Genomic DNA, 24,576 nt, shown 5'->3' on the forward strand with positions numbered 1-24,576 from the left:
AGCGCCCCAGGCTCCCACCAGTCGGAATGTTTGCTGAGCAGCGACCACGCATGGTCCCGCTCGCGCTTGTGGCCGATACGGTCCGGCAGTTCTTCGTAGCTGCCATCCACGACGACGCTTTGCCAGCCACGCCCGTCGCCCTGTTCGTCGACCTGAACGGAGACCAGGGGGTTGGTCCGCATCCATTCGATCTTCTTGCCCGGCATGGAAAACCCGTAGAGGTAATCGCTGGCATAGGCATAGTGGATCGGCACGACGTAAGGCTGCCCGTCCTTGGCGCAGGCCAGGCGGCCGACGCGGTTGACCGACAGCAACTGGGTGCATTCGAAGGTTGTGAGCGTGCGGATCTGCATTGGTGAGATCTCCTGTTCATGGCATTTATCGTGGTCTTCGAGCCGAGCGCCATCGGCCAGGCTGCATGGTCGCCAGAACCAGACGAGTCTATCTCGTTCGCCGCCGCTACATCGTAGCACACCCGTCGGCCAGCGCGGCGATGTCATGCAGTGCGGACTTTCATGCGGACTCGGCACCGATCCTGGTATCCTGCATGACCAAGCTCCCTTGGAAGAGAGCCTTGGATCCGGGCATTGATTGCGATCAAGCCGGGCATTGATTGCGACCGAGGGAGACAGCCGGCCAGGACCCGCGAAACGTGGTTTCTTGACCGGCATCAAAGCGTTGCGCGCCGGCGGGTGCTTTCCATTGTCGCATCCAACCGCGTCCAAAAAGGCATCGCAATGTCCTACAGGTCAATCATCGTCAATCTTGGCATCGATGCCGACCCCGAGCCCATGATCAAGATCGGCGTCGACCTCGCGGAACGGTTCGGAGCGCGTCTGATCGGCCTGGCAGCCGCCGACGTCCCGCCGCTGGTCGCCACAGGCGATGGCATGATCTACGAGGGGGAGGTCATGCAGATCCAGCACGAGGAAATCGAAAAACAGCTTGGCGAACGGCGCGCCGCATTCGAGAAGCTGGTGCCGGTGTCCGTCCGCGGCGAGTGGAGGCAGGCCGTCGGCGGTCCGACACGCTTCCTCACGGGTTCGGCCCGGGCGGCCGATCTCATTGTCACTGCCGGCGGACAAGCCAGCAATGTCTATCGTGCCGTCGATATTGGCAGCCTCGCGCTCGACGCCGGCCGGCCGATTCTCGTGGTTGCGGGCAACGCCGACCATGTCAGTGCGCAAACCGTGCTGGTCGCTTGGAAGGACACCAGGGAGGCGCGACGGGCGATGGCGGACGCATTGCCTTTGCTGAGCATGGCCAGCGAGGTCGTCGTTGCCACGATAGACAATGATGCCGACGTGGGCATCTCCAAGAGCTTGGCCGACGTCCTGGCGTTTCTCGAGCTGCACGGTGTCAAGGCGCGAACCGAACTGATCGCCGGCAACGGCGACGGTGGCCAGTTGCTCGCATTCGCACGGTCGATCCGAGCGGATCTTGTCGTTTCCGGCGCATACGGACACAGTCGCCTGCGGGAATGGGCATTCGGCGGGGTGACGCGCACGCTGCTCGAGGACAATGCCATCAATCGCTTCCTGTCTTACTGACGACAGGGTGGTTCAGCTATCCTGGACTCTAACCGACACTCAGAGGGGATGCCGGACAAAATGGCCAGCTGGCAACCAAATGGGCCGTCATCCGTTTGCCTCCGCAAGCTCGCATTGCGCGGGCGGAACAGTGATTTATCCGCGCCATGAGCGATCCTGTTCTCCTGACCTTCAATCCCGGCTCCTCGACCATCAAGCTCGGCCTCTTCGCGATCACCCGCGGCGCGCCCCGCCGGCTTGGCGCGGGGGTCATCGACCTGCGCCATCAGCCGTTGCTGCTTGAGGTCACCGAAGGCCATGCCAATACCAAGATTCCGCTGAAAGCGGCTGTTTCCGACGATTTGCACGACGTCATCGAGGAAACCCTCGCCTGGCTGGCGCGCCACTTCTCCGTGAGCGCGCTCGCCGCCGTCGGACACCGGGTGGTTCATGGCGGTGACCTGTTCACGGGCCCGCGGGAGATCACCGACGAGACGCTCGCCGCGATCGAGGCGCTGGTGCCGCTGGCACCGCTGCACCAGCCGCAAAGTGTTCGCCTGATAAAGGCGGTCCGGCACCTGCGGCCCGGCCTGCCGCAGATTGCCTCCTTCGACACCGCGTTCCACCGCAGCCAGAGTGATCTCGTGCGCCGCTTCGCGCTGCCGCGTTCACTCTTCGACGAGGGCATCAAGCGCTACGGTTTCCATGGCCTCTCGTACAAATACATAGCCGCGCGGATGCGCCAGGTCGTCCCCGACATCGCAAGCCGCCGTATCGTCGTCGCGCATCTGGGCAGCGGCGCCAGCCTGTGCGGGCTTGAGGGCGGGGTCAGCCGCGACACAAGCATGAGTTTCTCGACGCTGGACGGCATCCCGATGGCGACACGTTGCGGCGCCCTGGATCCGGGTGTCCTGATCCACCTCATGAAGCAGCGCGGCCTGTCGATCGAGGCGGTCGAGGACATGCTTTACCACCAGTCCGGCCTGCTTGGCGTTTCCGGCATCAGCGCCGACAGCCGCGACCTGATCGGCAACGAAACACCGGCCGCGCAAGAGGCGCTGGACCTGTTTGCTTTCCGCATCGCTCGCGAGACGGCGGCCATCGCCAACACGCTGGGCGGGCTCGACGGGATCGTTTTCACCGCCGGTATCGGCGAGCATCAGCCCCAGATCCGCGAAGCCGTGTGCGATCATCTCTCATGGCTCGGCGTCGGGATCGATCCGGTGGCGAACGCGGCGAACGCGACGCGGATCGAGGCGCCGGACTCCAGGGTCGCCGTCCTCGTCATCGCGACCGACGAAGAACAAGTGATAGCCGACGAAGCCTGTTCGGTTTTCCTGGCGCCAAAGGCGGATCGATGACCTCCGCGGCCCACCTTGCGCACAAGCCTGTTCCGGGCCCGCGCCCCGACCTCGCCACGTTCTGGACCCGTACGCCTGATTTTCTCCAGGCGGCTCTCCATTGCGGCGACGGCGGCCTGAGCACGGCGGACGCCGAAGCCAGGCTTGCCGAATATGGTCCCAACAGCGATGCGGCGGCGAAGACCGACGGTTTGTGGCGGGCGATCCTGCGTCGTCTGCTCGAGCCGCTCTCGCTGATATTGCTGGCGGCGGGCATCGTCTCGCTGATGACCGGCGACGTGATCGGCGGCGGCATCATCGTCGCGATCCTCGTGCTTTCGATCGGCCTGGATACCTTGCAGGAGGGACATGCGGTCAAGGCCGCCGAAGTCCTGCGGCGCTCCGTGGCGCTCAGGGCCGAAGTCAAGCGCGACGGCGTCTTTCGCGAGGTCGACGTCGACTATGTGGTCCCTGGCGACATCTTGCGCGTCCGCGCCGGAGACATAATCCCCGCGGACGCCCTGATCCTTGCCAGCACGGCCTGCACCGCCGGCGAAGCGGCCCTGACCGGCGAACCCTATGCCGTCGAGAAGCGTCCGGGCATCGTCACGGGGACGAGCCCCGGACAGGCGTCGAATGCCCTGTTCCGCGGCGCGGTCACGCAGACCGGGGAAGCGATAGCGCTGGTCGTCGGCACCGGCCGGTCGACCGTGTTCGGCGCCGCCGCCTCGGCGCTCGCCGAGACCGAGGGGGCATCGCCGTTCCAGCGCGACCTGCACCAGTTCGGCCTCGTCATCGCGCGGCTGAGTCTCGCGCTTGTTGTCGTCGTCCTCGCCACGCGGGTCCTTATGGGGCGCTCGGTGATTGACTCAGTGCTCTTCGCCGTGGCGCTTGGCGTCGGCCTGACCCCCGAACTCCTGCCGATGATCACGACCGTAACCCTGTCGCGCGGCGCCATGCGGATGGCGCGCCGCAAGGTCATCGTCAAACGGCTTGCCTCGATCCATGATCTCGGCGCGATGACGGTCCTGTGCACCGACAAGACCGGCACGCTGACTTCGGCCGAGATCACGCTTGCCCGCAGCGTCGGTCCGTCTGGCGGTGAGGATCCGCGCGCCGCCCGGCTCGGCGCCATCGCCGCCGACCTCGGCGGTGATCGCGGCTCGCTGGACGCGGCGCTGATCCAGGGCGCGGCCGGTGCGTCGCTGGGCTGGACCCTGTCGGGGCGGCACGCCTTCGATTTCAACCGGCGGCTCGGTTCCGTGCTCGCGGCCGGTCCAGAGGGTCTGCTGCTGATCGTCAAGGGCGCGCCGGAAGCCGTTCTGGCGCTTTGTTCCGCCCAACGAAGCGGGGACATCGCCGGGCCGATGGGAGAGGTCGAACGCGCGCAAGCCACGGAACGGGTCCAGGCCCTTGCGGCCGATGGTCTTAGAACCATCGCCGTCGCCTCGCGCCCATGGGCGGGAACGGCGCATGAGGTGGAATCGGCCGACGAGACGAATCTCGTCTTCGAGGGGCTCTGTGCCTTTGCCGACCCGCCGAAGCCGACCGCCGCGGCCGCCATAGCGCGGCTGGCTCATGCCGGTGTCAGGCTCAAGATCCTGTCCGGCGACGATCCGGTCGTGGTGAGGCGCCTTGCCGGCCTGGTCGGGCTGAACGCCGACAGGGTCCTGTCCGGCGTCGACATCGTGGCGTTGAGCGATGAGGCGCTCGCCGTCCAGGTCCAATCGGTCGACGCCTATGGACGGCTGGCGCCGGACCAGAAATCCAGGATCATCAAGGCGCTGCGGGCCAGGGGCGCGGTCGTCGGCTATCTGGGCGACGGCATCAACGACGCGCCGGCGTTGAAAGCGGCCGACATCGGCCTGTCGGTCGATGGCGCCAGCGGCGTCGCGCAGGCGGCCGCCGACATGATCCTGCTGGCCTCCGACCTCGAAGTCGTCGCTGACGGCGTCGAGGAGGGACGCCGGACGTTCGCCAACATCCTCAAATATCTGCGTATGGGGGCAAGCTCGAATTTCGGCAACATGCTGTCGATGGCGGTCGCCGCCATCGCGCTGCCTTTCCTGCCCATGCTGCCGACGCAGATCCTGCTGAACAACCTGCTCTACGACCTGTCCGAACTCGGCATTCCGTTCGACGGGGTCAGGGCCGAGGCCACGGCACGTCCGCAAGTGTGGGACATTCGCGGCCTGCTGCGTTTCGCCGGCGTGATGGGGCCGCTTTCCTCGCTGTTCGATTTCCTGACCTTCGGCGTGCTGATCCTGGTCTTCCACGCCTCGGCGGCGGAGTTCAGGACCGCCTGGTTCCTCGAATCCATGGCGACGCAGATCCTCGTCATCTTCATCATCCGCACCAACGGGCGGCCCTGGCAGGATCTGCCGCGTGCGCCGCTGGCGATATCCTCGCTGGTGGCGCTGGTCGTCGCCATGGTGCTGCCGTTCACGCCACTCGGTCCCTGGTTCGGCTTCGAAGTGCCGCCGGCGGCGATGCTGGCGGGGATCGGTTTCATCGTGATTGCCTACCTCGTTTCGGCTGAACTGCTGAAACCACTCGCTCTCCGGCCCGGCGCCGCGCCAACCGGACGAGCTCATCGGCTTCCATTCTGACCCCCGCTATCAGGAGCATCGCAATGACATCCACGACATCACCGGATCTCGCAAAATCGCCGACGCCTCTGGACCCGGACATGCACCGGCTGATGCATGCCTGGTGGCGGGCGGCGAACTACCTGTCGGTCGGACAGGTCTATCTGCTCGACAATCCGCTGCTGCGCGAACCTCTCAAACCTGAACATGTGAAGCCGCGCCTGCTTGGCCATTGGGGGACGACGCCCGGCCTGAATTTCATCTACGTCCATCTGAACCGCGCCATCAAGGCAAGGGACCTCGATGTTCTGTTCATCGCCGGTCCCGGCCACGGCGCGCCCGGTGTCGTCGCGAACACCTATCTCGAAGGGACCTATAGCGAGCTCTATCCCGATATCTCCCGTGACGAGGACGGCCTTCGCCGCCTCGTGCGGCAGTTCTCGTTTCCCGGCGGCATCCCAAGCCATGCCGCCCCGGAGACGCCCGGCTCGATCCATGAGGGCGGCGAGCTCGGCTATTCGCTCGCGCACGCCCATGGCGCGGTGCTCGACAATCCGGGCCTGGTGGTCGCCTGCGTGGTCGGCGACGGCGAGGCCGAGACCGGGCCGCTGGCGGCGTCCTGGCACGGCAACAAGTTCCTCAATCCGGCCGCCGACGGCGCGGTCCTGCCGATCCTCCACCTGAACGGCTTCAAGATCGCCAATCCGACGGTGCTGGCGCGCATCTCGCCGCAAGAACTCGAGTCGCTGCTTCGCGGGTACGGCTACGATCCGATCTTCGTCGAAGGCGATGACCCCGAGCCGATGCACCAGAAAATGGCAGCGGCCATGGACGCAGCCTTCGACAGGATAAAACACATCCAGCAGGAGGCGCGCGAAGCCGGCGTCACCGAGCGGCCGCGCTGGCCGATGATCGTGCTGCGCAGCCCGAAAGGATGGACCGGGCCGAAGACGGTCGACGGTCTCAAGAGTGAAGGATCGTGGCGTTCGCACCAGGTCCCGTTCAGCGACATGACCAAGCCGGGTCACCTGCAGCTGCTCGAGGACTGGTTGCGCAGTTACAAGCCGCTCGAACTGTTCGACGAGTCCGGACGGCTGCACGCCGAAATCGCCGCCCTGGCGCCGGCAGGCGACAGCCGCATGAGCGCCAACCGGCATGCCAATGGCGGCGCCCTGAAGCGCCCGCTTCGCTTGCCCGACTACACCAGCTACGCGGTCGCGGTGGCAGCCCCCGGCGACGTCAACGCCGAGGCGACACGGGTAATGGGCGCGTTCCTGCGCGACGTCATGCAAGCCAACGACGCGACCCGCAATTTTCGCGTTTTCGGGCCTGACGAGACGGCCTCGAACCGCCTGCAGGCGCTCTTCGAGGTCACCAACCGCGCCTGGGATGCGAGCGCCACGACGGAGGACGACCACCTGGCGCCATCAGGGCGCGTCATGGAGGTGCTCAGCGAACATCTCTGCCAGGGCTGGCTCGAAGGCTATCTGCTGACCGGGCGCCACGGCCTGTTTTCCTGCTACGAGGCCTTCATCCACATCATCGATTCGATGTTCAACCAGCATGCGAAATGGCTGAAGACGTCGCGCGACGTGCCGTGGCGTCAACCGATCGCATCCCTGAACTACCTGCTCACATCCCATGTCTGGCAGCAGGACCATAACGGCTTCAGCCATCAGGATCCGGGCTTCATCGATCACGTCGTCAACAAGAAGGCCGACACCGTGCGGGTCTACCTGCCGCCGGATGCCAACACGTTGCTCTATGTCACCGATCATTGCCTTCGAAGCTGGGACCGGATCAACGTCATCGTTGCCGGCAAGGCGCCGGCGCCGCAATGGCTCGATATGGATGCCGCGATCAAGCACTGCACGCAGGGCATCGGCATCTGGGAGTGGGCCAGCAATGATCGCGGGGGCGAACCGGACGTCGTGATGGCCTGCGCCGGCGACGTCCCCACGGTGGAGACGCTTGCCGCCGTCGATCTGCTTCGGGGGTATATACCGGACCTGAAGGTGCGGGTCGTCAATGTCGTCGACCTGATGACGCTGCAACCGCGTTCCCAGCATCCGCATGGACTTGCCGACAGCGATTTCGACGCGCTGTTCACCAAGGACAAGCCGGTGATCTTCGCCTATCACGGTTATCCTTGGCTCATCCACCGCCTGGCATACAAGCGCACCAACCACGACAACATGCATGTGCGCGGCTACGAGGAGGAGGGGTCGACCACGACCACCTTCGACATGGTGGTCCGCAACAGGCTCGACCGCTTCCATCTCGTCGCCGACGTGATTGACCGCGTGCCGAGGCTTGGCGCCGCGGCCGTCTACGCCAAGCAGGCGATCCGCGACAAGCTGGTCGAACACGATCGCTACATCCGCAAGCACGGCGTCGACATGCCGGAGGTCCGGGACTGGCGGTGGTCCGCGAATTCCTGAGCCGATGAGCCGGCCTGAGCGGGTCGCTCCCGCTCAGGCGGTTTTGGATAGTTGCGGCAACTTGGCGGCAAGTTCGGTAGCATAGCCCTTGCTTGGCCGCTGCCACTGCGAAACCGAGGCCGGCCGTTCTCCCGTGACCAGCTCTCGCATTTCGGCGAGGTAGGCCTGGACAAAGAAAGACGGCTGGCTCTCGAGCGCGGTGTAGGGCCCCGGCCGGTAGGCCCTCGATGCGACGCCGTCGGCATTGTCCTCGGTGATCTTCTTGTCCTGCACCGTGGTCACGTCCCACATCCAGGTGATCGCATCGACGTGGATGTAGCTGTCGGCGTCCTTGTCGACAAGCCAGGTCAGGATGACGTCGGTTTCGCTGGCGCTGCGCGGGATCATCTGGAAGAGCGTGACATAGTCATTGGCACAACTGGCGAAGGACAGGCGTCCGAGCCGGAAACCTGTCTCCCCGCCATCATAGGCGGGGCGGCCGCCCATCAGGCACGAGACAGGCTGGCCGCTGTCGGAAAGCGTCTTGCGGCCGGGGCCGATCGGCTTGCGGTGCATGCCGAACGGCGCCGTGTCGAGGCCGCCGGGCTCCCACGCGCCCTTGGCGAATTCGGCATCGCCGATGACGCTGTGCCAGGCTTCGAGTTCTTCCTGCCATTGCGCCGCCTTGTCCTCGTCGCGGACAGCGGTCACCTTCACATGGGCGTTGACCCTGAAATATTCGGGATGCGCGGGGCGACAATGGTAGCACTCGAGAAAATTCTCGAGCACCAGCTTCCAGTTGGCCCTGGTCGGATAGCTCTTGCGGGCGGCGATGCGCGCGCGATCGATACCGTTCTCGCGCAGGCCGCTGGTCAGTGCATCGGCGACAGGCTGAACGTCGGGCACCTTTGCTTCATCGAGGGCGCACAGAACGAGGCCCGCAACATATTTGGTCGGCACGCGATGCAGTCCGAGCGCCTCGGGATCGACGGTCTCGGGAATATCCTGCCTGCTCTGCAATTCTCCCGTCAGCCGGAACGACCATGCATGATAGGGACAGACCAGCAGATTGCTGCGACCATCCTTGACGCAGAGCCGCGAACCGCGATGGGTGCAGACATTGTAATAGGCCGCGATGTCCTCTTCGCCGTCGCCGAAACGGACGACGATGATCTCCTCGTCGAACAACTGGCGCACGATGTAGCGCCCCTTTTCGGGCACCTCGCTCGCATGGGCAACGAGCGACCACTGGCGCGGAAACCACAGATCGCGCTCGATCGCGAAAATCGCCGGATCGGCGTAAAAGGGTTGTTCCAGGGACCAGCCCGGTCGGTGCCGGTCGATCAGGCCGACGAGCTGGTTCTTGTCGATGGGCTGGCTATTCGGTGCGGGGGCCTGCACGGCAACACCTTTCTGCTCGCTGAGAATGATATTTCGATAGAGTTTGCGCTACGGAAACGCTTGCCGCAAATACAAATATGATAGAGCGTCATGCTCAAAAGGCATGAGGATGCGGCCGATAATGAAAACGCTCAAGACGTCGCTTCCACTGTTGAATGCCATGGTCGTCTTCGAGGCCGCCGCGAGGCTTGGCGGGCTGACGCTCGCCGCCCGGGAGCTCAACATCGCGCAGTCGGCGGTCAGCAGGCATGTCGCCAATCTCGAGCACCAGCTGTCGATCGAACTGTTCACGCGCAAAGGCAACCGTGTCGCCATCACCGGGGCCGGGATGACGCTGGCCGAGGCGATCCGCGACGGGCTGACCACCATCCGGCAAGCGGTGGAGGCGTTGACCGGGCACGACAGCGACACGTTCGTGATCGGCTGCAGCCACGACTTCGCGCAAGCCTGGCTGATGCCGCGCTTTGGCCTCATCACGTCGCGAATCGCCGATGGCCAGGTCCTGCTGCGGACATCCAACGACTACAGGGATTTCGACCAGCCGGAAGTGACGCTGTCGATCCGCTTCGGCGAGCCCGCACACTGGCCGGAATTCATGGCCGAGAAACTGTTCGATGGCGAATGGTTCCCGGTCTGCGCCCCGGCGTTCCTGGCGCGACACCCGGCGCTCGCCTCGGATGAGCCGGCTGCTTTCTTGGCCGTGCCGCTGATCCACCAGCTCACGCCGCCGGGCGCGATCGACAGCTGGCAATCGTGGATCGGAACCGACCGCGAACTGGATGGACCGCGCTTCACCAGCTACATGTCGATGATCCACGAAACCATCGCCAGCCGAGGCGCAGCGCTTGCCTGGGCCGGGTTTGCCGACGAGCATATCAGCCGTGGGCAACTCGTCCGGCTGACAAAGACGTCGCGTCGCCACGACGGCGCCTTTCACATCGTGATGCGCAAGAATGCCGGCCCGATCGTCAGGGCGGTCGCGCGGGCGTTGCGCGACAGCGTCGGCAACAGCTCAACGGGCATCGGCGACACCTGACAGGTCAGTCGCGTCCAAACCGCGACGCCTCGTGACGCGCGCCCCAGGCCGGCATGGCGGCTTCGATCTCGGCCTCCGACTTGAAGGCATCGGATGCGTAGCGATCGACGCGGAACCGCTCGGTCGAGACGAACGGGGTCTGCCCGAGCATCAGTTCGGATGAAAGCCTGCCCAGACCAGGACCATGGGTGACACCGCTTTCATTGTCGCCGCCCACGACCACGACGTTGTCGCTGCCGGGGACCTTGCCGACTATGAGGCCATTGTCGGGCGTGTAGCACGGCACGCCTTGCGCCCAGCTCGCGATTGTCGAGCCGCGCAACGGCGGAAATATCGTCTGCAGCTCGGCAAGCTCCTGCCCGGACGTCTCCTGCATCAGCGCGACATTGTCCGGCTGGCCGGGTTCGATGTCCTTGTCGGCGGTCTTGTAGAGGGGCTTGTAGTGCCTTCCGGTTCCCCACATCACCGCCCCGAAGGTTTCGCGCAGCCACAGCCGCAACTCCCGGCACTGAACCGTGGGGATCTTCGACGGCAAGCCACGATCATCGGTGACGATGCGCGTCGCGATGACCCGCAGCAGCGGCAGTTGCCAGCCGAGTCCCGATATCACCTGGTTGTTCCACGCGCCGGCGGCAACGATCACGCCGTCGGCCTCGATGCGACCCTGATCCGTGTCGATCGTCACCCGGTCGCCGACATCCTGGATCGCCGTCACCCGCGTCCCGCTGCGAAAGGTGCCGCCAAGCTCGCCGATCCGGCGGGTCAGCACACCCATCGCCAGCTTGGTGTCGATCTGGATGCCGTGCGGGTTGTAGGCGGCAGAGTGGACCCGATCCGGATCGATGAGGCCCTGCATCTTCTGGCCGATCTGCGCGGCGTTCAGATCCTGCATCTCGGGCGGCGCGTAAGGCGAGTCCAGCACCGGCCGGACGAACCGCTCGCGTCCATCCTCGGTCAGGGCCATGATCAAGGTGCCATTTGGCCGATAGCCGATCTCGACGCCGACTTCGTGCAGCCTGCGATAAAAATCGAGACCATATTGCTGCAGCTGCAAGCCTTCCTCGCCAAGCGGGATCATGCCGGCCGACCAATGGGAGACAAAGCCGGCGCCGGCGCTGGTGGTCGCGGCGCCCGGCTGGCCCGCATCGATGATCGTCACCCGGCGCACGCCCGATTGCAGGAGATGGAAAGCCGCGCTGCAGCCGATGATGCCGCCGCCGATCACCGCGATGTGTCGGTTGTCGCCTCCGCCATTGCCGCCGTTCGAGCTCATCCCTGGTCTCCCTTTGCTGATGATCCGGCCCCGTTGGCTGGGCCGACATGTCTTTCCAGCCACCACAGAATGCGGGCGGCGCTGTCGATATATTCGGGGTAGCCGCGCAGGCTGTGACCGGCATTCGGATAGATGACAAGCGCGCTCGGCGCGCCTGATCTCAGCGCCGCGAAATGACATTCCTCGGCCTGGCCGGGCGGCGTGCTTTTGTCGATGGCGCCGGCCATGACCAGCGTCGGCACGATCTTCATCTGCTTGTGGAAGGCCGGGCTTCGCGAAAAATAGTCGCCTCCGGATTCCCACGGCGATGTCGTCAGCATGATCTCGTCGAACTCCGGGATCTGCGACGTCCGGTGCTGGCTGTACCAGTCGCCGACCGGAGAGATCGGGATGGCGGCGGCGAAACGGTCGCTCTGCGACGGCAGCCATGCCGACATGAAGCCGCCATAGCTGGTTCCGGTCACGGCAACGCGCGCGGCGTCGACCAGACCCTGGGCAACCAGCGCGTCGACCCCGCTGATGATGTCCTGGGCGTCGGCTCCGCCCATGTCGCCCTTCACGGCGCGGGCAAAATCATCGCCGCGCCCTGTGCTGCCTCTTGGGTTCGGGAACAGGACCGTCCAGCCGCGACTGGCAAGGATGGCGGCGGCGCGCGACCGTCCGAGCCAGCGGTTGCGGTGCGCCGAAACCGGGCCGCCATGCACGTCGACCAGAAGCGGCGTCGGGGCAGGGGCCGCCTTTGGCCGCAACAGCCAGCCCTGGATCGCCAGCCCGTCCGGCGCGGTCCATTCGAAGGGTTCGATCGTGCCGCATCGTTCGGTTGCGCTGGCGGCGCCGGGCGCCGCCAGCGATGCAAGTTCGACCAGCGTGCCATCGGTCACTTCCGCCAGGAACGGCGCGCGCGACCAGGATTCGGCGATGAACAGCGACCCCTCGTCTCCGATCGGGATGGAGGCGGGCACCCACTCGCCATGCGTGAGATCGCGCGAGGCCCAATGTTGCGTGGCAACCGATCTCTCGACCGAGAAATCTCCACCTGCCGTTTCATGGCCGCGCGCGCCGGCAAAATGGATCCTGGTCGATGACCGCCATTCGATCGACGTCACGTCGATGCCCAAAGTGTCCGCCGTGGCAACGTCGCCCGTCGCCGGATCGAGGATGGAAAGCAGACCCGAAACCAGACCGCGGTCGCTGCAGAAGGCCTGGACGAACGCGACCTTGTCTCCGCCCGGCGCGCCCCTGACGCAGCCGATCTGGTCCCTCGGCGTGTGGACGATCCGCGCCTCGCCCGAGCCGGCATCGATCAGCGCAAGCCGCGCTTTGTACCAGCTGCCTTCGCCGTGATCGTCGCTGACCAGGGCTGCAACGCTGTTGTTGCCGGACCAGCTTGCTTCCCAGACATTCATCGGGGGCGCCGTGAGCCGGCGTGCGGCACCCTTGAAATCCCAGACCCATACCGTGCGCCACAAATCCTCGCCTTCGCCGAGCCGCACTTCCGGCAGCCAGGTCACGGCTTCGGAAGGCTGCCTCTGCGCGTGGCCGCCGTGGATGCCGGCAAGATCGGCCGCGGCCCCGGCCACCACCAGGAGAAGTTTCGTCCCATCCGGCGACCAGTCGATCTGCTCGATGCGCCCGCGCAATGCCGCGCTCGCGACGACGGCCTCGCCGGACCTTGTCTCGATCAGGTCGGTCGCTTCGCCATCACCCTTGCAGGCGAGCGCCAGCAGTGCGCCATCGGGGGAAAGGCGGATCTGGCGCGCCTCCCTGTTGCTCAGCCGCGTGATCGCGCCGGTTCCGCGCTCGACCTGGTAAAGCCTGGTGCTGGGCCCGTCCTCAAGCGGTCCTTCGAGGCCGTGGCCCAGGAAATAGACATGTCCCGAACCTTGATGGCCGCACAGTGAGCGCCCGCCGAAAACATGTCCCGGCGCGCCCAGTAGCTCGCTGTAGAATGCATGGGCGGCTTCGAATTCGGCCGACGAGCGAAAATCCCGTTGCATCGAATAGCCTCACATGGAGATGTTCCTGATCCGCCGTGCATCCACCCGGCATAGCTTCGCCGCAGGGTCCAACCAGCAGCGACGGTGACCATACAGTCTCAATCGGAGCTGTCTAGACACATGTGTCCGTGGCCTGATAGTTGAGAGGGACTGCATCTGGATCACGCATCCCGAACGCTGCTTGATCCGCCTTCCCTTTGTGTTGGTGTGGTTGAAAGCGAGGACCAAGTGAGCATTCCGTCCGCGGCCCGAGCAATTTTCGACAGTGAAATCATATGGGATGCCCATTCCGGCTTCATGCCGGACCCGGCGGCCGACCTGAACAATCTGCGGATATGGCGCGATGCCGGCATCAACTATCTGTCGGTCGATGTCGGTTTCGACCTGCTCCCCTGGGAGCAGACAGTCCGGACCCTGGCGAATTTTCGCCACTGGATCCTCTCCAACCCGGACCACTACACGCTCGTTTCCTCGGTAGCGGAAATCCGTCAGGCCAAGCGGGAGGGCAAGCTGGCGATCACCTTCGACATCGAGGGCATGAACGCGCTCGACGGTCGCATCGAGATGGTCGAGTTCTACCATCTTCTGGGCGTGCGGCAGATGCTGTTTGCCTACAACAGGAACAACCTCGCCGGCGGCGGCTGCCATGATGTCGAGACCGGCCTGACGGCATTCGGCCGACAGGTCATCGACGAGATGAACCGTCTCGGCATGTTTGTCGACGTCACCCACACTGGCTATCGCACCAGCATGGAGGTGATGGACTATTCCAACAGGCCGGTCATCTTCTCCCATTCCAATCCCAAGGCCCTGTGCGGCCACGGCCGCAACATCACCGACGAGCAGATCAAGGCCTGCGCGCGCACCGGCGGGATTGTCGCGATGGTCGGGCTCAACCGGTTCCTGGGAGACGGGCGCACGGATTCGGAAAAACTGGCCGACCATATCGAATATCTCGTCGATCTGATCGGCCCGCGTCACGTCGGCATCGGGCTGGACTACGCCTTTCCGGTCGACGTGAAGGGCATCGACCGCATCATATCAGACAATCCGCAATTCTGGCCCACCAACGAATATCCGGAAGGGGCGACCACTTACGCGGCTCCGGGGCAGATGCGCGAACTGGCGGAGGTTCTGCTTCGCCGTGGCCGGTCGGAGACGGCCGTGCGTGACGTCATGGGCGGCAATTTCATGCGCCTGGCAGGCGAAATCTGGCAGTGACCGATCGAGCGTTCTTTGGCGTCACTGTCCTTTGAGGCGACAGCGGCGAGCTGGCCCGACGGCTCCCGGGCCTCTCGTCAATGACGGCGGCCAGATCGGCGATCCTGAATTCCCGCAAGGCCGATCGTATCCAAGATTCAGACATACCAAAAAAAATTTCGCTAGACATACATGTCTATAATCCGCAATTTGAGTGAGCGACGAATTCTGGCGGCCGGGGACGGGCCCTTGCTGCAGCACAACGAAAAACAGCAGAGGGGTCAGCATGTCCATCCTAGCCAACACCAGGGTTTCGCGGCGCAGCGTGCTTGCCGGGGCTGGCGCCTTCGGCCTTGCCTCGATGGTCAATCCGAGCATTTCCTGGTCGAGCGATGGCCCGATCCTCAAGGTCCGCTCCTATGCAGACATCCAGACGCTTGACCCGGCATTCCGTCTGGCGGCGCCGGAAGGCGACATCACCAGTTCTATTTTCGCCGGCCTCGTCGTGACGACCCCGGGCGACAGCTGGGGCTGGCGGCCGATGGCCGTGGAGACGATCAAGCAGCTCGATCCGCTGACGGTCGCGTTCCAGCTGCGCGACAATATCGGCTTCACGGATGGTTTCGGTCAGATGACGGCGGAAGACGTCAAGTTTTCGATCGAACGCATTGCCGACCCGGCCAACAAGAGCCCCTATTCCGGTGATTGGGCCACGCTCAAGGAGGTCGAGGTCAAGGACAAGCTTTCGGGCGTCATCCATCTGAACAAGGCCTTCGCGCCGCTGTGGACGTCGACCTTGCCGACGCCGTCCGGCACCATCCTTTCCAAGAAAGCCATCACCGAACTCGGCGGCAAGATGGGCGTCAAGCCTGTTGCCCAGTCGGGTCCCTACATCCTGAAGGAATGGCTGCCCAAGCAGCGCACGGTGCTTGTGCGCAATCCCGACTGGAAATACGAGCCAGGCGCCTTCGCGGAGATCCACATCCATCCGATCGAGGATGAGAAGACGGCCGAACTCGGCTACGAGGCCGGCGACCTTGACTACACCTGGACAGCGGTCTCCTCCATCGCGCGGCTGAAGCAGACGCCGCCGCCGAAGACGAAGGTGGTTGAGAAGCCCTCGCTGGCCTTTGTCTGGCTCGGCATGAACCAGGATGCCGCCCCTTTCAACAATGCGAACATGCGCCGCGCGGTTCAGTACGCCGTGGACCGCAAGGCGGTGGTCGACGCCGCCTATTTTGGCGCGGCCGCCACGGCCACCGGCATCATCGCACCCGGCCTGCCCGGCCATCGCGAGAAGAACCTCTTCGAGTTCGATCCGGACCGCGCCCGCGACATGATCGCCAAGGAGGGGCTGGCCGGCACGACGATCACGCTCGACATCCTCAACAAGACCGAGCGCCTGACTGCCGCGCAGGTCGTGCAGTCGAACCTGCAGGACGTCGGCCTGAACGTGGAGATCAAGCAGAACGACAGCGGCACTTTCTGGACCCTCGGCGCCAAGGAAGGCGACTATTGGAAAAAGCTGCAGATGATCATCAGCCGCTTCTCCATGCAGCCCGATCCGAGCTGGGCCACGGCCTGGTTCACGCGCGACCAGATCGGCGTCTGGAACTGGGAACGCTTTTCCAGCGAGGAATTCGACAAGCTCAATGCCGAAGGCATGGTCGAGCTCGATCCGGCCAAGCGCGATGTGATCTACAAGAAGCTGCAGGACCTGATGGAGGAAAACGGCAACTACGTCTTCCTGACCCATGAGGTCACGGGCGTCATGCACCGCGACACGCTGGTGCCGGGCCTGAAGCCGAATGGCGAGCCCGTGTTCACCGATTTCAAACCGGTATGACTTCGGCTGGCGGGGCCTGTCCCCGCCGGAGACCTTCCGGCAGGTATTCGAAATGATCGGCTACGCCCTCAAGCGCCTGTGGCTGGGCGCCATCATCATCAGCGTCGCCATGATGATGATGTTCGCCATGATCTACCTCATCCCCGGCGACCCGGCCTCGGTCGCATTGGGCCCGCGCGCGACGCCGGAGATGATGGAGGCTTTGCGCGTGCGCATGGGCCTCGATCAGCCGGTGTGGCGGCAGTTCCTGCATTTCTATGCATCGGTCTTGAGCGGTGACCTCGGCACCGAGGTCTTGTCCAACCGGCCAGTGCTGGACGTGGTGATGGAACAGCTTCCATTCACGCTCGCGCTGGTGGTCGGCGGCATCACCTGGTCCGTGGCGCTCGGCATCCCGCTTGGCTGCATCGCCGCGGTGCGGCGCGGCGGCTTTGTCGATCAGGTCATCGGGGTCCTGTCGGTGGCGATGATCGCCGTGCCTTCCTTTGTCGTCGCCATCTATTCGCTGCTGGTGTTTGCCGTCGCCCTGCAATGGCTGCCGGCCATCGGCGCCGGCGAGCCGGGTGACCTCGGCAGCCAGATCCAGCATCTCATCTTGCCATCGCTGGCGGTCGGCCTCGGCTGGATCGGCTACATCTCGCGGATGGTGCGCGCCTCGATGCTGGAGACGCTCGAAGCCAGCCATATCCGCACCGCTCGCGCCTTCGGCCTCACCGAACGCCGGATCGTCTACACCTACGCGCTGCGCATTGCCGTGCTGCCGACGATCACCTTGCTCGGAGTAGGCATAGGCCACATGCTGTCGTCCTCCGTCTTCGCCGAGATCGTCTTCGCCCGCCCGGGCATCGGCAAGCTGGTCTACGAGGCGATCTCGGTGCGCAACTATCCTATCGTCTCGGGCGCCGTGCTGGTGACCACGGTGTTCTTCGTCCTTGTCAACGTAGCGGCCGACATCCTGGTCGGCATATTGGATCCCCGTGTCAGATCTAGTTTCAACTGAGCTGTCTCCAGGCAGCGGCCGCCTTGTCGGCCTCTGGCGCGCCCTGCGCCGCATCATGCGCGAGCCGCTCGGCGCGGTCGGCCTGACGCTGGTGACGGTCGTGGTGCTGTCGGCGGTGTTTGCCAGCGTGCTGACCAGCTATGCGCCGAGCAAGATATCGCCGGCCGAGCGCTTTGCCTCGCCAAGCCTCCTGCACCTGCTAGGCACCGATCATCTCGGCCGCGATCTCTTCACCCGTGTGCTCTATGGCGGGCGCATCGCCCTCTTGATCGCTCTGGGCGCGACAGCGGGGTCGCTGGTTGCCGGGGTGGTGCTCGGGCTGATCGCCGGATACGGCCCGCGATGGCTCGACAATGTCCTGCTCCTGGTCTTCGACGCGGTGAAGAGCTTTCCCACCGTCATGCTGGCGCTGACACTGGTGACGCTTTTCGGCCCCTCGCTCTATGCGGTGGTGCTGGTGGTGATGCTGGTCAACGTGCCGGGCTATGCGCGCATCATCAGGACGCAGACGCTGGTGCTGAAATCCGCCGAACATGTCATGGCGGCGCGCTCGATGGGCGCCAGCGCCGCGCGCATCCTGCGCGTCCATATCCTGCCCAACATCATCGGTCCGATCCTGATCCTGATATCGATGGACATCCCGGTGGTGGTGGCGATCGAAGCCGGCATGAGCTTCCTCGGGCTCGGCGTGCGGCCGCCGACGCCGAGCTGGGGCGCGATCCTCAATGACGGCTTCGCCAACATCCGCGATTCCTACTGGATCGTGATCGCCGGCGGCTTGCCGATCGTGCTGACCACGCTCGGCTTCACCTTCTTCGGCGAGACCTTGCGCGACCTCTTCGACCCCCGGCTGAAGGGACGCGCATGACGGTTCTCGACGTCAGGAACCTGAGCGTTGCCTTCCACACCGGGAGCGGCCGGCTGGAAGCGCTCAAGCAGGTGAGTTTTTCCGTTCCGGCCAACCGCAGCGTCGGCGTGGTCGGCGAATCCGGCTGCGGGAAATCGACCCTCATCAACGCCATCCTCGGCCTTCTCGCCGACAATGGCGAGATCTCGTCGGGCGAGATCATCTTCGAGGGCGACAAGGATCTGGCCCGGCTCGACCCGACCGCGATGCGCGCCCTGCGCGGCCGCAGGATCGCCACCGTCTTCCAGGATCCGATGGGCGCGCTCAATCCCGTGCTTTCGGTGGGACGCCAGATGCGCGACATCCAGTACCGCTCGGGCCTGTCGAAGCGCGACAAGGATGCGCGCTCGGTCGCCATGCTGCGCAAGGTTCGCATTCCGGACCCGGAAAGCCGGCTGGCGCAGTTTCCACACGAATTCTCCGGCGGCATGAAGCAGCGCATCGCCATCGCCATGGCGTTGATGATGGAGCCGGCGCTGCTGATCGCCGACGAGCCGACCACGGCGCTCGACGCGACGCTTGAGGTGGCCACCATCGAATTGCTCAAGGACCTGCAGCGCGACATCGGCTGCTCGGTGCTGTTCATCTCGCATCATCTGGGCGTGATCGCCGAACTCTGCGACGAGATGATCGTGATGTATGCCGGCGAGGTGGTGGAGAGCGGGACGACCCGCGAGATCTTCCACGATCCCCGCCATCCCTACACGCAGAAGCTGCTGGCCTGCGATCCCGCCCGGCTGTCGCACCGTGTCGCTCGGCTGCCGACCATCCCCGGAACCTTGCCGGACCTGCGCCATCGGCCAAGCGGCTGCGTCTTCCAGCCGCGATGCGACCGAGCCGACGCGCAATGCCGGGCCGACAGGCCACCCAATGCCGTAATTGGCGGCTCTCATATCGCCCGCTGCTGGTACGCCGACATATCCTTGGCAGGGGTAGGCGCATGAGTTCCGACGACCTGCTCAATGTCAGCGATCTGCGCGTCTCATTCCGGGTCGGCGGCCTGTCGGCCCGGCTTGCCGGGCGCGCCACCGAGATCGAGGCGGTGTCCGGCGTCGGCTTTAGCCTGCAGCGCGGCACCACCTTCGCGCTGGTCGGGGAATCCGGCTCGGGCAAGACCACTCTGGCACGCACGCTCAACGGCCTGCAGCCTGCTGTGGCCGGTTCGATCCGGTTTGAGGGACAGGAACTGCGTGGCCTGTCGAACGCCGCCATGAAGCCGGTGCGGCGGCGCATGCCCATGATGTTCCAGGACCCGGTCGGCTCGCTTTCGCCACGGCTCAGCGTGCGAGCGCTGCTGTCGGAACCGTTCATTATCCATGGGCTGTCGAACCGTGACCTCGACGCGGAAGTCAACCGGCTTCTCGCGCTGGTCGGGCTGCCCCGCGAGTTCGCCGAACGCTATCCGCACCAGCTTTCCGGCGGCCAAGCGCGCCGCGTCGGCGTGGCGCGGGCGATTGCGCTGGATCCGGTCCTGGTCGTCGCCGACGAGCCCACCGCCGGCCTTGACGTCTCCGTGCAGGGAGAAGTGCTGAACCTGCTCAACGACCTGCGCGACCGCATGGGCCTGTCGATGCTGATCATCACCCACAACCTGCATGTCGTGCGCCAGATCGCCGACCGCATGGCGGTGATGTATCTCGGCCGTTTCGTCGAGCAGGGCGACACCGAGGCGATCTTCCGCGCTCCGCACCATCCCTATACCGCAGCGCTTCTGTCGGCCAATCCGGAACCGGATCCAGACAGGGTTCATCAGCGCATCACGCTGCCGGCGGATGTGCCTTCCTTGCTGGCGCGCCCCTCCGGATGCGAATTCCACACACGCTGTCCGCGGGCGCAAGCTCGGTGTGCGGTGGACGTCCCGCTTCCGGCCATGGTCGGCGAGAGCCGCCTGACCTGCCATTTTCCGCTGAACACATAATGATCGCCCCGGTTCAGGCCGGGACGCTGAAAGGAGCCGCCATGCAAGATATCCGCGTCGTCACCGATTTCCCGCGCAAGGTCCGCGAGATCGAGAACCTGTGGATCCCGATGCCTGACGGCATCAGGCTCGCCGCGCGCGTCTGGCTGCCGGAAGACGCCGAGACCGATCCGGTGCCGGCGATCCTCGAATATCTGCCCTATCGCAAGCGTGACGGAACGGTGGAGCGTGATGCGCTGACGCATCCCTATTTCGCCGGTCACGGCTATGCCGGCGTGCGGGTCGACATGCGCGGCTCGGGCGATAGCGAAGGGCTGTGCAAGGGCGAATATCTCAAGCAGGAACAGGACGATTGCCTGGCGGTCATCGAATGGCTGGCGCGGCAGTTCTGGTGCTCGGGCAGCGTCGGCATGATCGGCATCAGCTGGGGCGGATTCAACGGCCTGCAGGTCGCCGCGCGCCGGCCGCCAGCGCTGAAAGCCGTCGTCTCGCTCTGCTCGACAGACGACCGCTACAACGACGACGTGCATTATCTCGGCGGTGCCATGATGTGCGACAATCTGATGTGGGGAACCACCGCCTGGGCCATCGCCATGACCCCGCCCGATCCGCTCATCGTCGGCGACCGCTGGCGCGATCTCTGGGAACAGCGGCTGAACGGCAACGGCATATGGATGCAGGACTGGTTCGAACACCAGCGCCGCGACGACTTCTACAAGCACGGGTCGATCTGCGAGGACTATGCCGATGTCGAAATTCCGGTCTACGCCGTGGGCGGCTGGGCCGATGGCTATCCCAATCCGATCTTCCGGATGCTGGAGAAGCTCAGCGGCCCGCGCAAGGGCCTGATCGGGCCCTGGGGCCACAAATATCCCCACTTCGCCATGCCCGCCCCGCGCATCGGCTTCCTGCAGGAGTGCCTGCGCTGGTGGGATCAATATTTGAAGGGGATCGACACCGGCATTGCCGACGAGCCGATGTTGCGCGCCTGGATCCAGGAACCCGCACGACCGGCGGCGATCTACGACGAACGGCCCGGCCGCTGGGTCGCGGAACCGGCCTGGCCGGGACCGGGCGTCGGTGAAAAGGTGCTGAACCTTGCCCCCCATGTGCTGAGCGAAGCCAAGGGCGAGGACGCGATCCTGGAGATTTCGTCGCCGCAGACGGCCGGCTTGTCTTCCGGCGCCTGGTGCGGCTATGGCGTCATGCCGACCTTGCCGATCGACCAGCGTAGCGAGGAGGGCAATGCGCTGGTCTTCGAGACCGCACCCTTGACCGAGGCGATCGAAATCCTCGGTTTCCCCGAATTCGAAGTCAAGCTGTCCTCAGACAAGCCCGTGGCGCTTCTCTCCGCCACCCTGTCGCAGGTCTTCCCTGAAGGAGCCGCCTCGCGCGTCAGCTATGGCATCCTCAACCTCAGCCACCGCGACGATGACCTCGACATCGAGCCGATGGTGCCCGGCCAGGCGGAGACGATCCGCATCAAGCTGCGCTGCTGCGGCCAGCGTTTCGAGGTTGGCGACCGAATCCGGCTGGCGCTGGCGACGTCGCATTGGCCGATCGTTTTCCCGACGGCGGAACAAGCGACGCTGTCGATCCATTGCGGCGACAGCCGGCTGATCCTTCCGGTGCGTATGCCGCAGCCGCTTGATGATACGCTGGCTGCCTTCCCGGGTCCGGAAAGCGCCCGGCCGATGGACCAGGAGGTCGTGGCCAAGGGCGACGGCTTCCAGCGATCCGTATCGACGGACCAGGTCACTGGCGAGACCGTCTACCAGGTGATCAATGACGGCGGCACGGTGCTGCATCCGCATACGCGGATGATTGTCGGCGCGAGGCATGTCGACCGGTTCTCGATCCACCCCGACGATCCGAACTCGGCGGTCGGCACCTGCACATGGGATAAATCCTTCGGCCGCGACGACTGGCTGGCGCGTGTCTCGGTAAAGGCCACCGTGCGCGCGCTGCGTCATGCATGGCGCATCGAGACCCACATCACCGCCCATGACGGTGACGAACTGATCGTCGACCGCAGGGAGGTCAAGGAGTACCCGCGCGACCTCAACTGAGCCGCCAGGCCTTGCCCGGCTCTGGTTGGCGACCGAACCGGCCGCCAGCCCTACTCAACCGTCGCCGCGCGTGCGCGCCCATATGCGTCGACGGATGGAAGAAGTGGTCGCGATCCAGGGCGAGTTCGTTGGCCTGGTCGAGCATACGGAACTCCGTAGCAAGGCCGGGCGAAAAATGTGGGATCCGTACCCGGAAATCGTGCGGCAAAGGTGCGACTTTTCGCAACCTGTGCGCAAGATCGAGCGGAGTCGACATTGCATGGGGATATCACTATATAGCGGCGGCTTCGACCCGCTTGCCTTGAGGGCAGCGCCCCGAGGCAGCTGTGAATATGCTATGCATCGCTCCATCGATTTGTGACGAAATCGTCTCAGAAACCGGAATAAGCAAGTAGAAACAATGGCGCGAAGCTGGAGCTGTCCAGCCGATGTAAGCGACCCTCCAGAAAAGAAATGCCTTTGTACCCTCGATTTGCCTTGGCTCCATGGACTTTGGACGAGATCGGCTTGCCGGTTCGCGGCGACTCGGTTGGAATGAGGCCATGCATCCTTTGCGGGATGTCGACGTTTATGATTACCAACCGGCTTTGCCGCCAGGGAACAGCAGTATGAGCGAACACGCGATCGAGTTCTTGCGGGGATGGATCGGCGAAAAGGTCCATTGCCAGCCTTCCCAGGCCAAGCTCGAGAAGCAGGCGGAGACCCTCGCCAGGGAATGCGCCGCCAAGGCGGCGGAAGTGGGCATACCGCTTGAAGACATCCAGGAAGAGGTCGGCGACATTCAGGAACTGATTGCCTCAAGGCTCGAGGAAGCCGCCGAGGCCGACGAAAACCGGCAGGCGTCCAGCAAGGCCGAGGAATAAGCTCGAGACCATCCTGTCTGTGCGCGCGGGCCGTATGGCCCGCGTTCTTGTCTTAGCCGACCTGCTCTGTCAGTTCGAACGTTTCTTTGAGCCACGCCTTGGGCAGCGCCGGGACGAAATTGCCGTCACGCCCGGTCATGTCGTCATTGGCCACCAGCGCATTGAGGATCGCTTCCTCCACGCTTTGAATCACCGCGTCGAAGAACGGATCGATGTCCGCGTCTGGGATGAACTCCGCTTTGGCAAGGCGGCCGGCCGGCGCCAGCGCCGCGCCGGGATTGGCGGTCGTGAAGGCAAGAAATATATCGCCTGAGCTGTGATACCCGAAGCCGCCGGTCATGGCGACGCCGAGCGGCACGCGGCGTGCCAGCCGCTTCATCTGATGCGGCAAAAACGGCGCGTCGGTGGCTATCACCGCGATGATCGAGCCTTTCTCGGCGCGCGGCTTGCCCTCTCGGATTGCCGGCTCGGCAAGATCAGGCCCGGCCCTCAGGCCACGAATGGTGAGGTTGCGCCGTTTGCCGAAATTCGACTGAACGAATGCGCCCACCGTGAAGGTTCGTTCTTGCCATGCGACGATGCGCGACGCTGTCCCCGAACCCGCCTTGAAGCCGAAGGTGATCATGCCGGTGCCGCCGCCGACGCTGCCTTCCTCGATCGGCCCGGTGCTCGCGCCATCAAGGGCTTCGGCGACATGGTCGAAGGTCAGATGGTGGCCGTTGATGTCGTTGAGGAACCCATCATAGGTCTCCGCCGACACCGGCAGGCCCCAGGCGCTGTCGAGTGCCTCCGGCAATGTGTCCTGCATCCAGCGTAGCGTGCCGTCGCGTGAGACACCGCAGGAATGGGTATTGGTGATGGTGACCGGAAAATTGAAAGCCCCGGTTTCCTCGATGATGTGCGAGCCGGTCAGTTCGCCGTTGCCGTTCTGGCTGAAGATGCCGGCGAAAACCGGCGTTGCAAGGTCGGCGCGCTGCCTCGGCAGGATCGCCGTCACGCCGGTGCGTACCGGACCCGCACCGACGACGAGCGTCCCGTCGCCGGAAATCAGCGTCGAATAACCGACGGCGACGCCGGGCACGTCGGTGATCGCATTGTATGGTCCGGGCCGACCATCGAAGCCGATGCCGTAGCTTCGTGCGCGCGGTTTGCCGGAGGGAGTTGCCAGATGATGTGGATGTAAGGTCAT

The 24,576-nt window shown here is 64.7% G+C and carries 18 protein-coding genes and 1 pseudogene; 13 read left to right on the forward strand and 6 right to left on the reverse strand.

The features are described 5' to 3' along the window. Nucleotides 1-23: 23 nt before the first annotated feature. A pseudogene (locus tag WC739_RS04520) lies at nucleotides 24-671 on the reverse strand (pyridoxamine 5'-phosphate oxidase family protein); the annotation flags it as partial. A 66-nt stretch (nucleotides 672-737) separates the two neighbouring features. On the opposite strand from WC739_RS04520, the gene WC739_RS04525 reads away from it, so the two are divergent. The 4 genes from WC739_RS04525 to WC739_RS04540 all read left to right on the forward strand — a co-directional run bounded on the left by WC739_RS04525 (nucleotide 738) and on the right by WC739_RS04540 (nucleotide 7,898). Beyond that, nucleotides 738-1,550, forward strand: coding sequence for a universal stress protein (locus WC739_RS04525; protein WP_372951816.1), 813 nt, complete (start codon nucleotides 738-740; stop codon nucleotides 1,548-1,550). Between the two features lie 146 nt (nucleotides 1,551-1,696). Beyond that, complete coding sequence (locus WC739_RS04530; RefSeq protein WP_372951817.1) at nucleotides 1,697-2,890, forward strand: acetate/propionate family kinase; 1,194 nt, start codon at nucleotides 1,697-1,699, stop codon at nucleotides 2,888-2,890. Beyond that, entirely contained in the window at nucleotides 2,887-5,478 is a 2,592-nt protein-coding gene (mgtA, locus tag WC739_RS04535; protein WP_372951818.1) for a magnesium-translocating P-type ATPase, read from the forward strand. The genes WC739_RS04530 and mgtA overlap by 4 nt, the downstream gene beginning before the upstream one ends. 23 nt (nucleotides 5,479-5,501) lie before the next feature. Then, a complete protein-coding gene (locus WC739_RS04540) occupies nucleotides 5,502-7,898 on the forward strand; it encodes a phosphoketolase (protein ID WP_372951819.1) in 2,397 nt (798 codons plus the stop codon). Between the two features lie 33 nt (nucleotides 7,899-7,931). On the opposite strand, the gene WC739_RS04545 is transcribed toward WC739_RS04540, so the two are convergent. Further along, nucleotides 7,932-9,278, reverse strand: coding sequence for an SRPBCC family protein (locus WC739_RS04545; RefSeq protein WP_372951820.1), 1,347 nt, complete (start codon nucleotides 9,276-9,278; stop codon nucleotides 7,932-7,934). Nucleotides 9,279-9,399: 121 nt separating this feature from the next. Between WC739_RS04545 and WC739_RS04550 the strand changes: the two genes are divergently transcribed. Continuing rightward, entirely contained in the window at nucleotides 9,400-10,314 is a 915-nt protein-coding gene (locus WC739_RS04550; RefSeq protein WP_372951821.1) for a LysR family transcriptional regulator, read from the forward strand. Nucleotides 10,315-10,318: 4 nt separating this feature from the next. Here the strand turns inward: WC739_RS04550 and WC739_RS04555 are convergent, their stop codons facing one another. Together WC739_RS04555 and WC739_RS04560 are read right to left on the reverse strand one after the other, a co-directional pair. After that, complete coding sequence (locus tag WC739_RS04555) at nucleotides 10,319-11,587, reverse strand: NAD(P)/FAD-dependent oxidoreductase (RefSeq protein WP_372951822.1); 1,269 nt, start codon at nucleotides 11,585-11,587, stop codon at nucleotides 10,319-10,321. After that, nucleotides 11,584-13,584 carry a prolyl oligopeptidase family serine peptidase gene (locus WC739_RS04560; RefSeq protein WP_372951823.1) on the reverse strand — a complete coding sequence of 667 codons (2,001 nt, stop codon included), beginning with the start codon at nucleotides 13,582-13,584 and terminating at the stop codon, nucleotides 11,584-11,586. Before WC739_RS04560 ends, WC739_RS04555 begins: the two co-directional genes overlap by 4 nt. Before the next feature lie 228 nt (nucleotides 13,585-13,812). On the opposite strand from WC739_RS04560, the gene WC739_RS04565 reads away from it, so the two are divergent. The 7 genes from WC739_RS04565 to WC739_RS04595 all read left to right on the forward strand — a co-directional run bounded on the left by WC739_RS04565 (nucleotide 13,813) and on the right by WC739_RS04595 (nucleotide 22,524). Next, nucleotides 13,813-14,805, forward strand: a complete 993-nt coding sequence (locus WC739_RS04565) for a dipeptidase (protein WP_372951824.1) — start codon at nucleotides 13,813-13,815, stop codon at nucleotides 14,803-14,805. Nucleotides 14,806-15,070: 265 nt separating this feature from the next. Beyond that, nucleotides 15,071-16,630 carry an ABC transporter substrate-binding protein gene (locus tag WC739_RS04570; protein ID WP_372951825.1) on the forward strand — a complete coding sequence of 520 codons (1,560 nt, stop codon included), beginning with the start codon at nucleotides 15,071-15,073 and terminating at the stop codon, nucleotides 16,628-16,630. Between the two features lie 52 nt (nucleotides 16,631-16,682). Next, nucleotides 16,683-17,630, forward strand: coding sequence for an ABC transporter permease (locus tag WC739_RS04575; protein ID WP_372951826.1), 948 nt, complete (start codon nucleotides 16,683-16,685; stop codon nucleotides 17,628-17,630). Next, on the forward strand, nucleotides 17,608-18,498 hold the full coding sequence (locus tag WC739_RS04580; RefSeq protein WP_372951827.1) for an ABC transporter permease: 891 nt from the start codon (nucleotides 17,608-17,610) through the stop codon (nucleotides 18,496-18,498). The genes WC739_RS04575 and WC739_RS04580 overlap by 23 nt, the downstream gene beginning before the upstream one ends. Further along, nucleotides 18,495-19,481 (forward strand): ABC transporter ATP-binding protein, encoded by a 987-nt coding sequence (locus WC739_RS04585; RefSeq protein ID WP_372951828.1) that lies wholly within the window; start codon nucleotides 18,495-18,497, stop codon nucleotides 19,479-19,481. Before WC739_RS04580 ends, WC739_RS04585 begins: the two co-directional genes overlap by 4 nt. Continuing rightward, complete coding sequence (locus tag WC739_RS04590; protein WP_372951829.1) at nucleotides 19,478-20,455, forward strand: ABC transporter ATP-binding protein; 978 nt, start codon at nucleotides 19,478-19,480, stop codon at nucleotides 20,453-20,455. The genes WC739_RS04585 and WC739_RS04590 overlap by 4 nt, the downstream gene beginning before the upstream one ends. Before the next feature lie 41 nt (nucleotides 20,456-20,496). Then, complete coding sequence (locus tag WC739_RS04595) at nucleotides 20,497-22,524, forward strand: CocE/NonD family hydrolase (RefSeq protein ID WP_372951830.1); 2,028 nt, start codon at nucleotides 20,497-20,499, stop codon at nucleotides 22,522-22,524. Here the strand turns inward: WC739_RS04595 and WC739_RS04600 are convergent. Beyond that, the gene (locus WC739_RS04600) at nucleotides 22,517-22,669 is read right to left on the reverse strand and encodes a hypothetical protein (protein WP_372951844.1); all 153 of its coding nucleotides are present in this window, start codon (nucleotides 22,667-22,669) and stop codon (nucleotides 22,517-22,519) included. The genes WC739_RS04595 and WC739_RS04600 overlap by 8 nt on opposite strands. Before the next feature lie 463 nt (nucleotides 22,670-23,132). On the opposite strand from WC739_RS04600, the gene WC739_RS04605 reads away from it, so the two are divergent. Next, the gene (locus WC739_RS04605) at nucleotides 23,133-23,387 is read left to right on the forward strand and encodes a hypothetical protein (protein ID WP_372951831.1); all 255 of its coding nucleotides are present in this window, start codon (nucleotides 23,133-23,135) and stop codon (nucleotides 23,385-23,387) included. A gap of 52 nt (nucleotides 23,388-23,439) precedes the next feature. Here WC739_RS04605 and WC739_RS04610 read toward each other — a convergent pair whose 3' ends face one another. Continuing rightward, entirely contained in the window at nucleotides 23,440-24,576 is a 1,137-nt protein-coding gene (locus tag WC739_RS04610) for a P1 family peptidase (protein WP_372951832.1), read from the reverse strand.

The organism is Mesorhizobium sp. (assembly GCF_041661565.1).
Lineage (GTDB): Bacteria > Pseudomonadota > Alphaproteobacteria > Rhizobiales > Rhizobiaceae > Mesorhizobium.

Bases quoted from the DNA above. Each gene is read 5' to 3' on its own strand.
- WC739_RS04525 (WP_372951816.1), top strand. From the start codon at position 738: ATGTCCTACAGGTCAATCATCGTCAATCTTGGCATCGATGCCGACCCC.
- WC739_RS04555 (WP_372951822.1), bottom strand. From the start codon at position 11,587: ATGAGCTCGAACGGCGGCAATGGCGGAGGCGACAACCGACACATCGCG.
- WC739_RS04575 (WP_372951826.1), top strand. From the start codon at position 16,683: ATGATCGGCTACGCCCTCAAGCGCCTGTGGCTGGGCGCCATCATCATC.
- WC739_RS04530 (WP_372951817.1), top strand. From the start codon at position 1,697: ATGAGCGATCCTGTTCTCCTGACCTTCAATCCCGGCTCCTCGACCATC.
- WC739_RS04600 (WP_372951844.1), bottom strand. From the start codon at position 22,669: ATGCTCGACCAGGCCAACGAACTCGCCCTGGATCGCGACCACTTCTTC.
- WC739_RS04590 (WP_372951829.1), top strand. From the start codon at position 19,478: ATGAGTTCCGACGACCTGCTCAATGTCAGCGATCTGCGCGTCTCATTC.
- WC739_RS04595 (WP_372951830.1), top strand. From the start codon at position 20,497: ATGCAAGATATCCGCGTCGTCACCGATTTCCCGCGCAAGGTCCGCGAG.
- WC739_RS04560 (WP_372951823.1), bottom strand. From the start codon at position 13,584: ATGCAACGGGATTTTCGCTCGTCGGCCGAATTCGAAGCCGCCCATGCA.
- WC739_RS04550 (WP_372951821.1), top strand. From the start codon at position 9,400: ATGAAAACGCTCAAGACGTCGCTTCCACTGTTGAATGCCATGGTCGTC.
- WC739_RS04605 (WP_372951831.1), top strand. From the start codon at position 23,133: ATGAGCGAACACGCGATCGAGTTCTTGCGGGGATGGATCGGCGAAAAG.
- WC739_RS04570 (WP_372951825.1), top strand. From the start codon at position 15,071: ATGTCCATCCTAGCCAACACCAGGGTTTCGCGGCGCAGCGTGCTTGCC.
- mgtA (WP_372951818.1), top strand. From the start codon at position 2,887: ATGACCTCCGCGGCCCACCTTGCGCACAAGCCTGTTCCGGGCCCGCGC.
- WC739_RS04585 (WP_372951828.1), top strand. From the start codon at position 18,495: ATGACGGTTCTCGACGTCAGGAACCTGAGCGTTGCCTTCCACACCGGG.
- WC739_RS04540 (WP_372951819.1), top strand. From the start codon at position 5,502: ATGACATCCACGACATCACCGGATCTCGCAAAATCGCCGACGCCTCTG.
- WC739_RS04610 (WP_372951832.1), bottom strand. From the start codon at position 24,576: ATGACCTTACATCCACATCATCTGGCAACTCCCTCCGGCAAACCGCGC.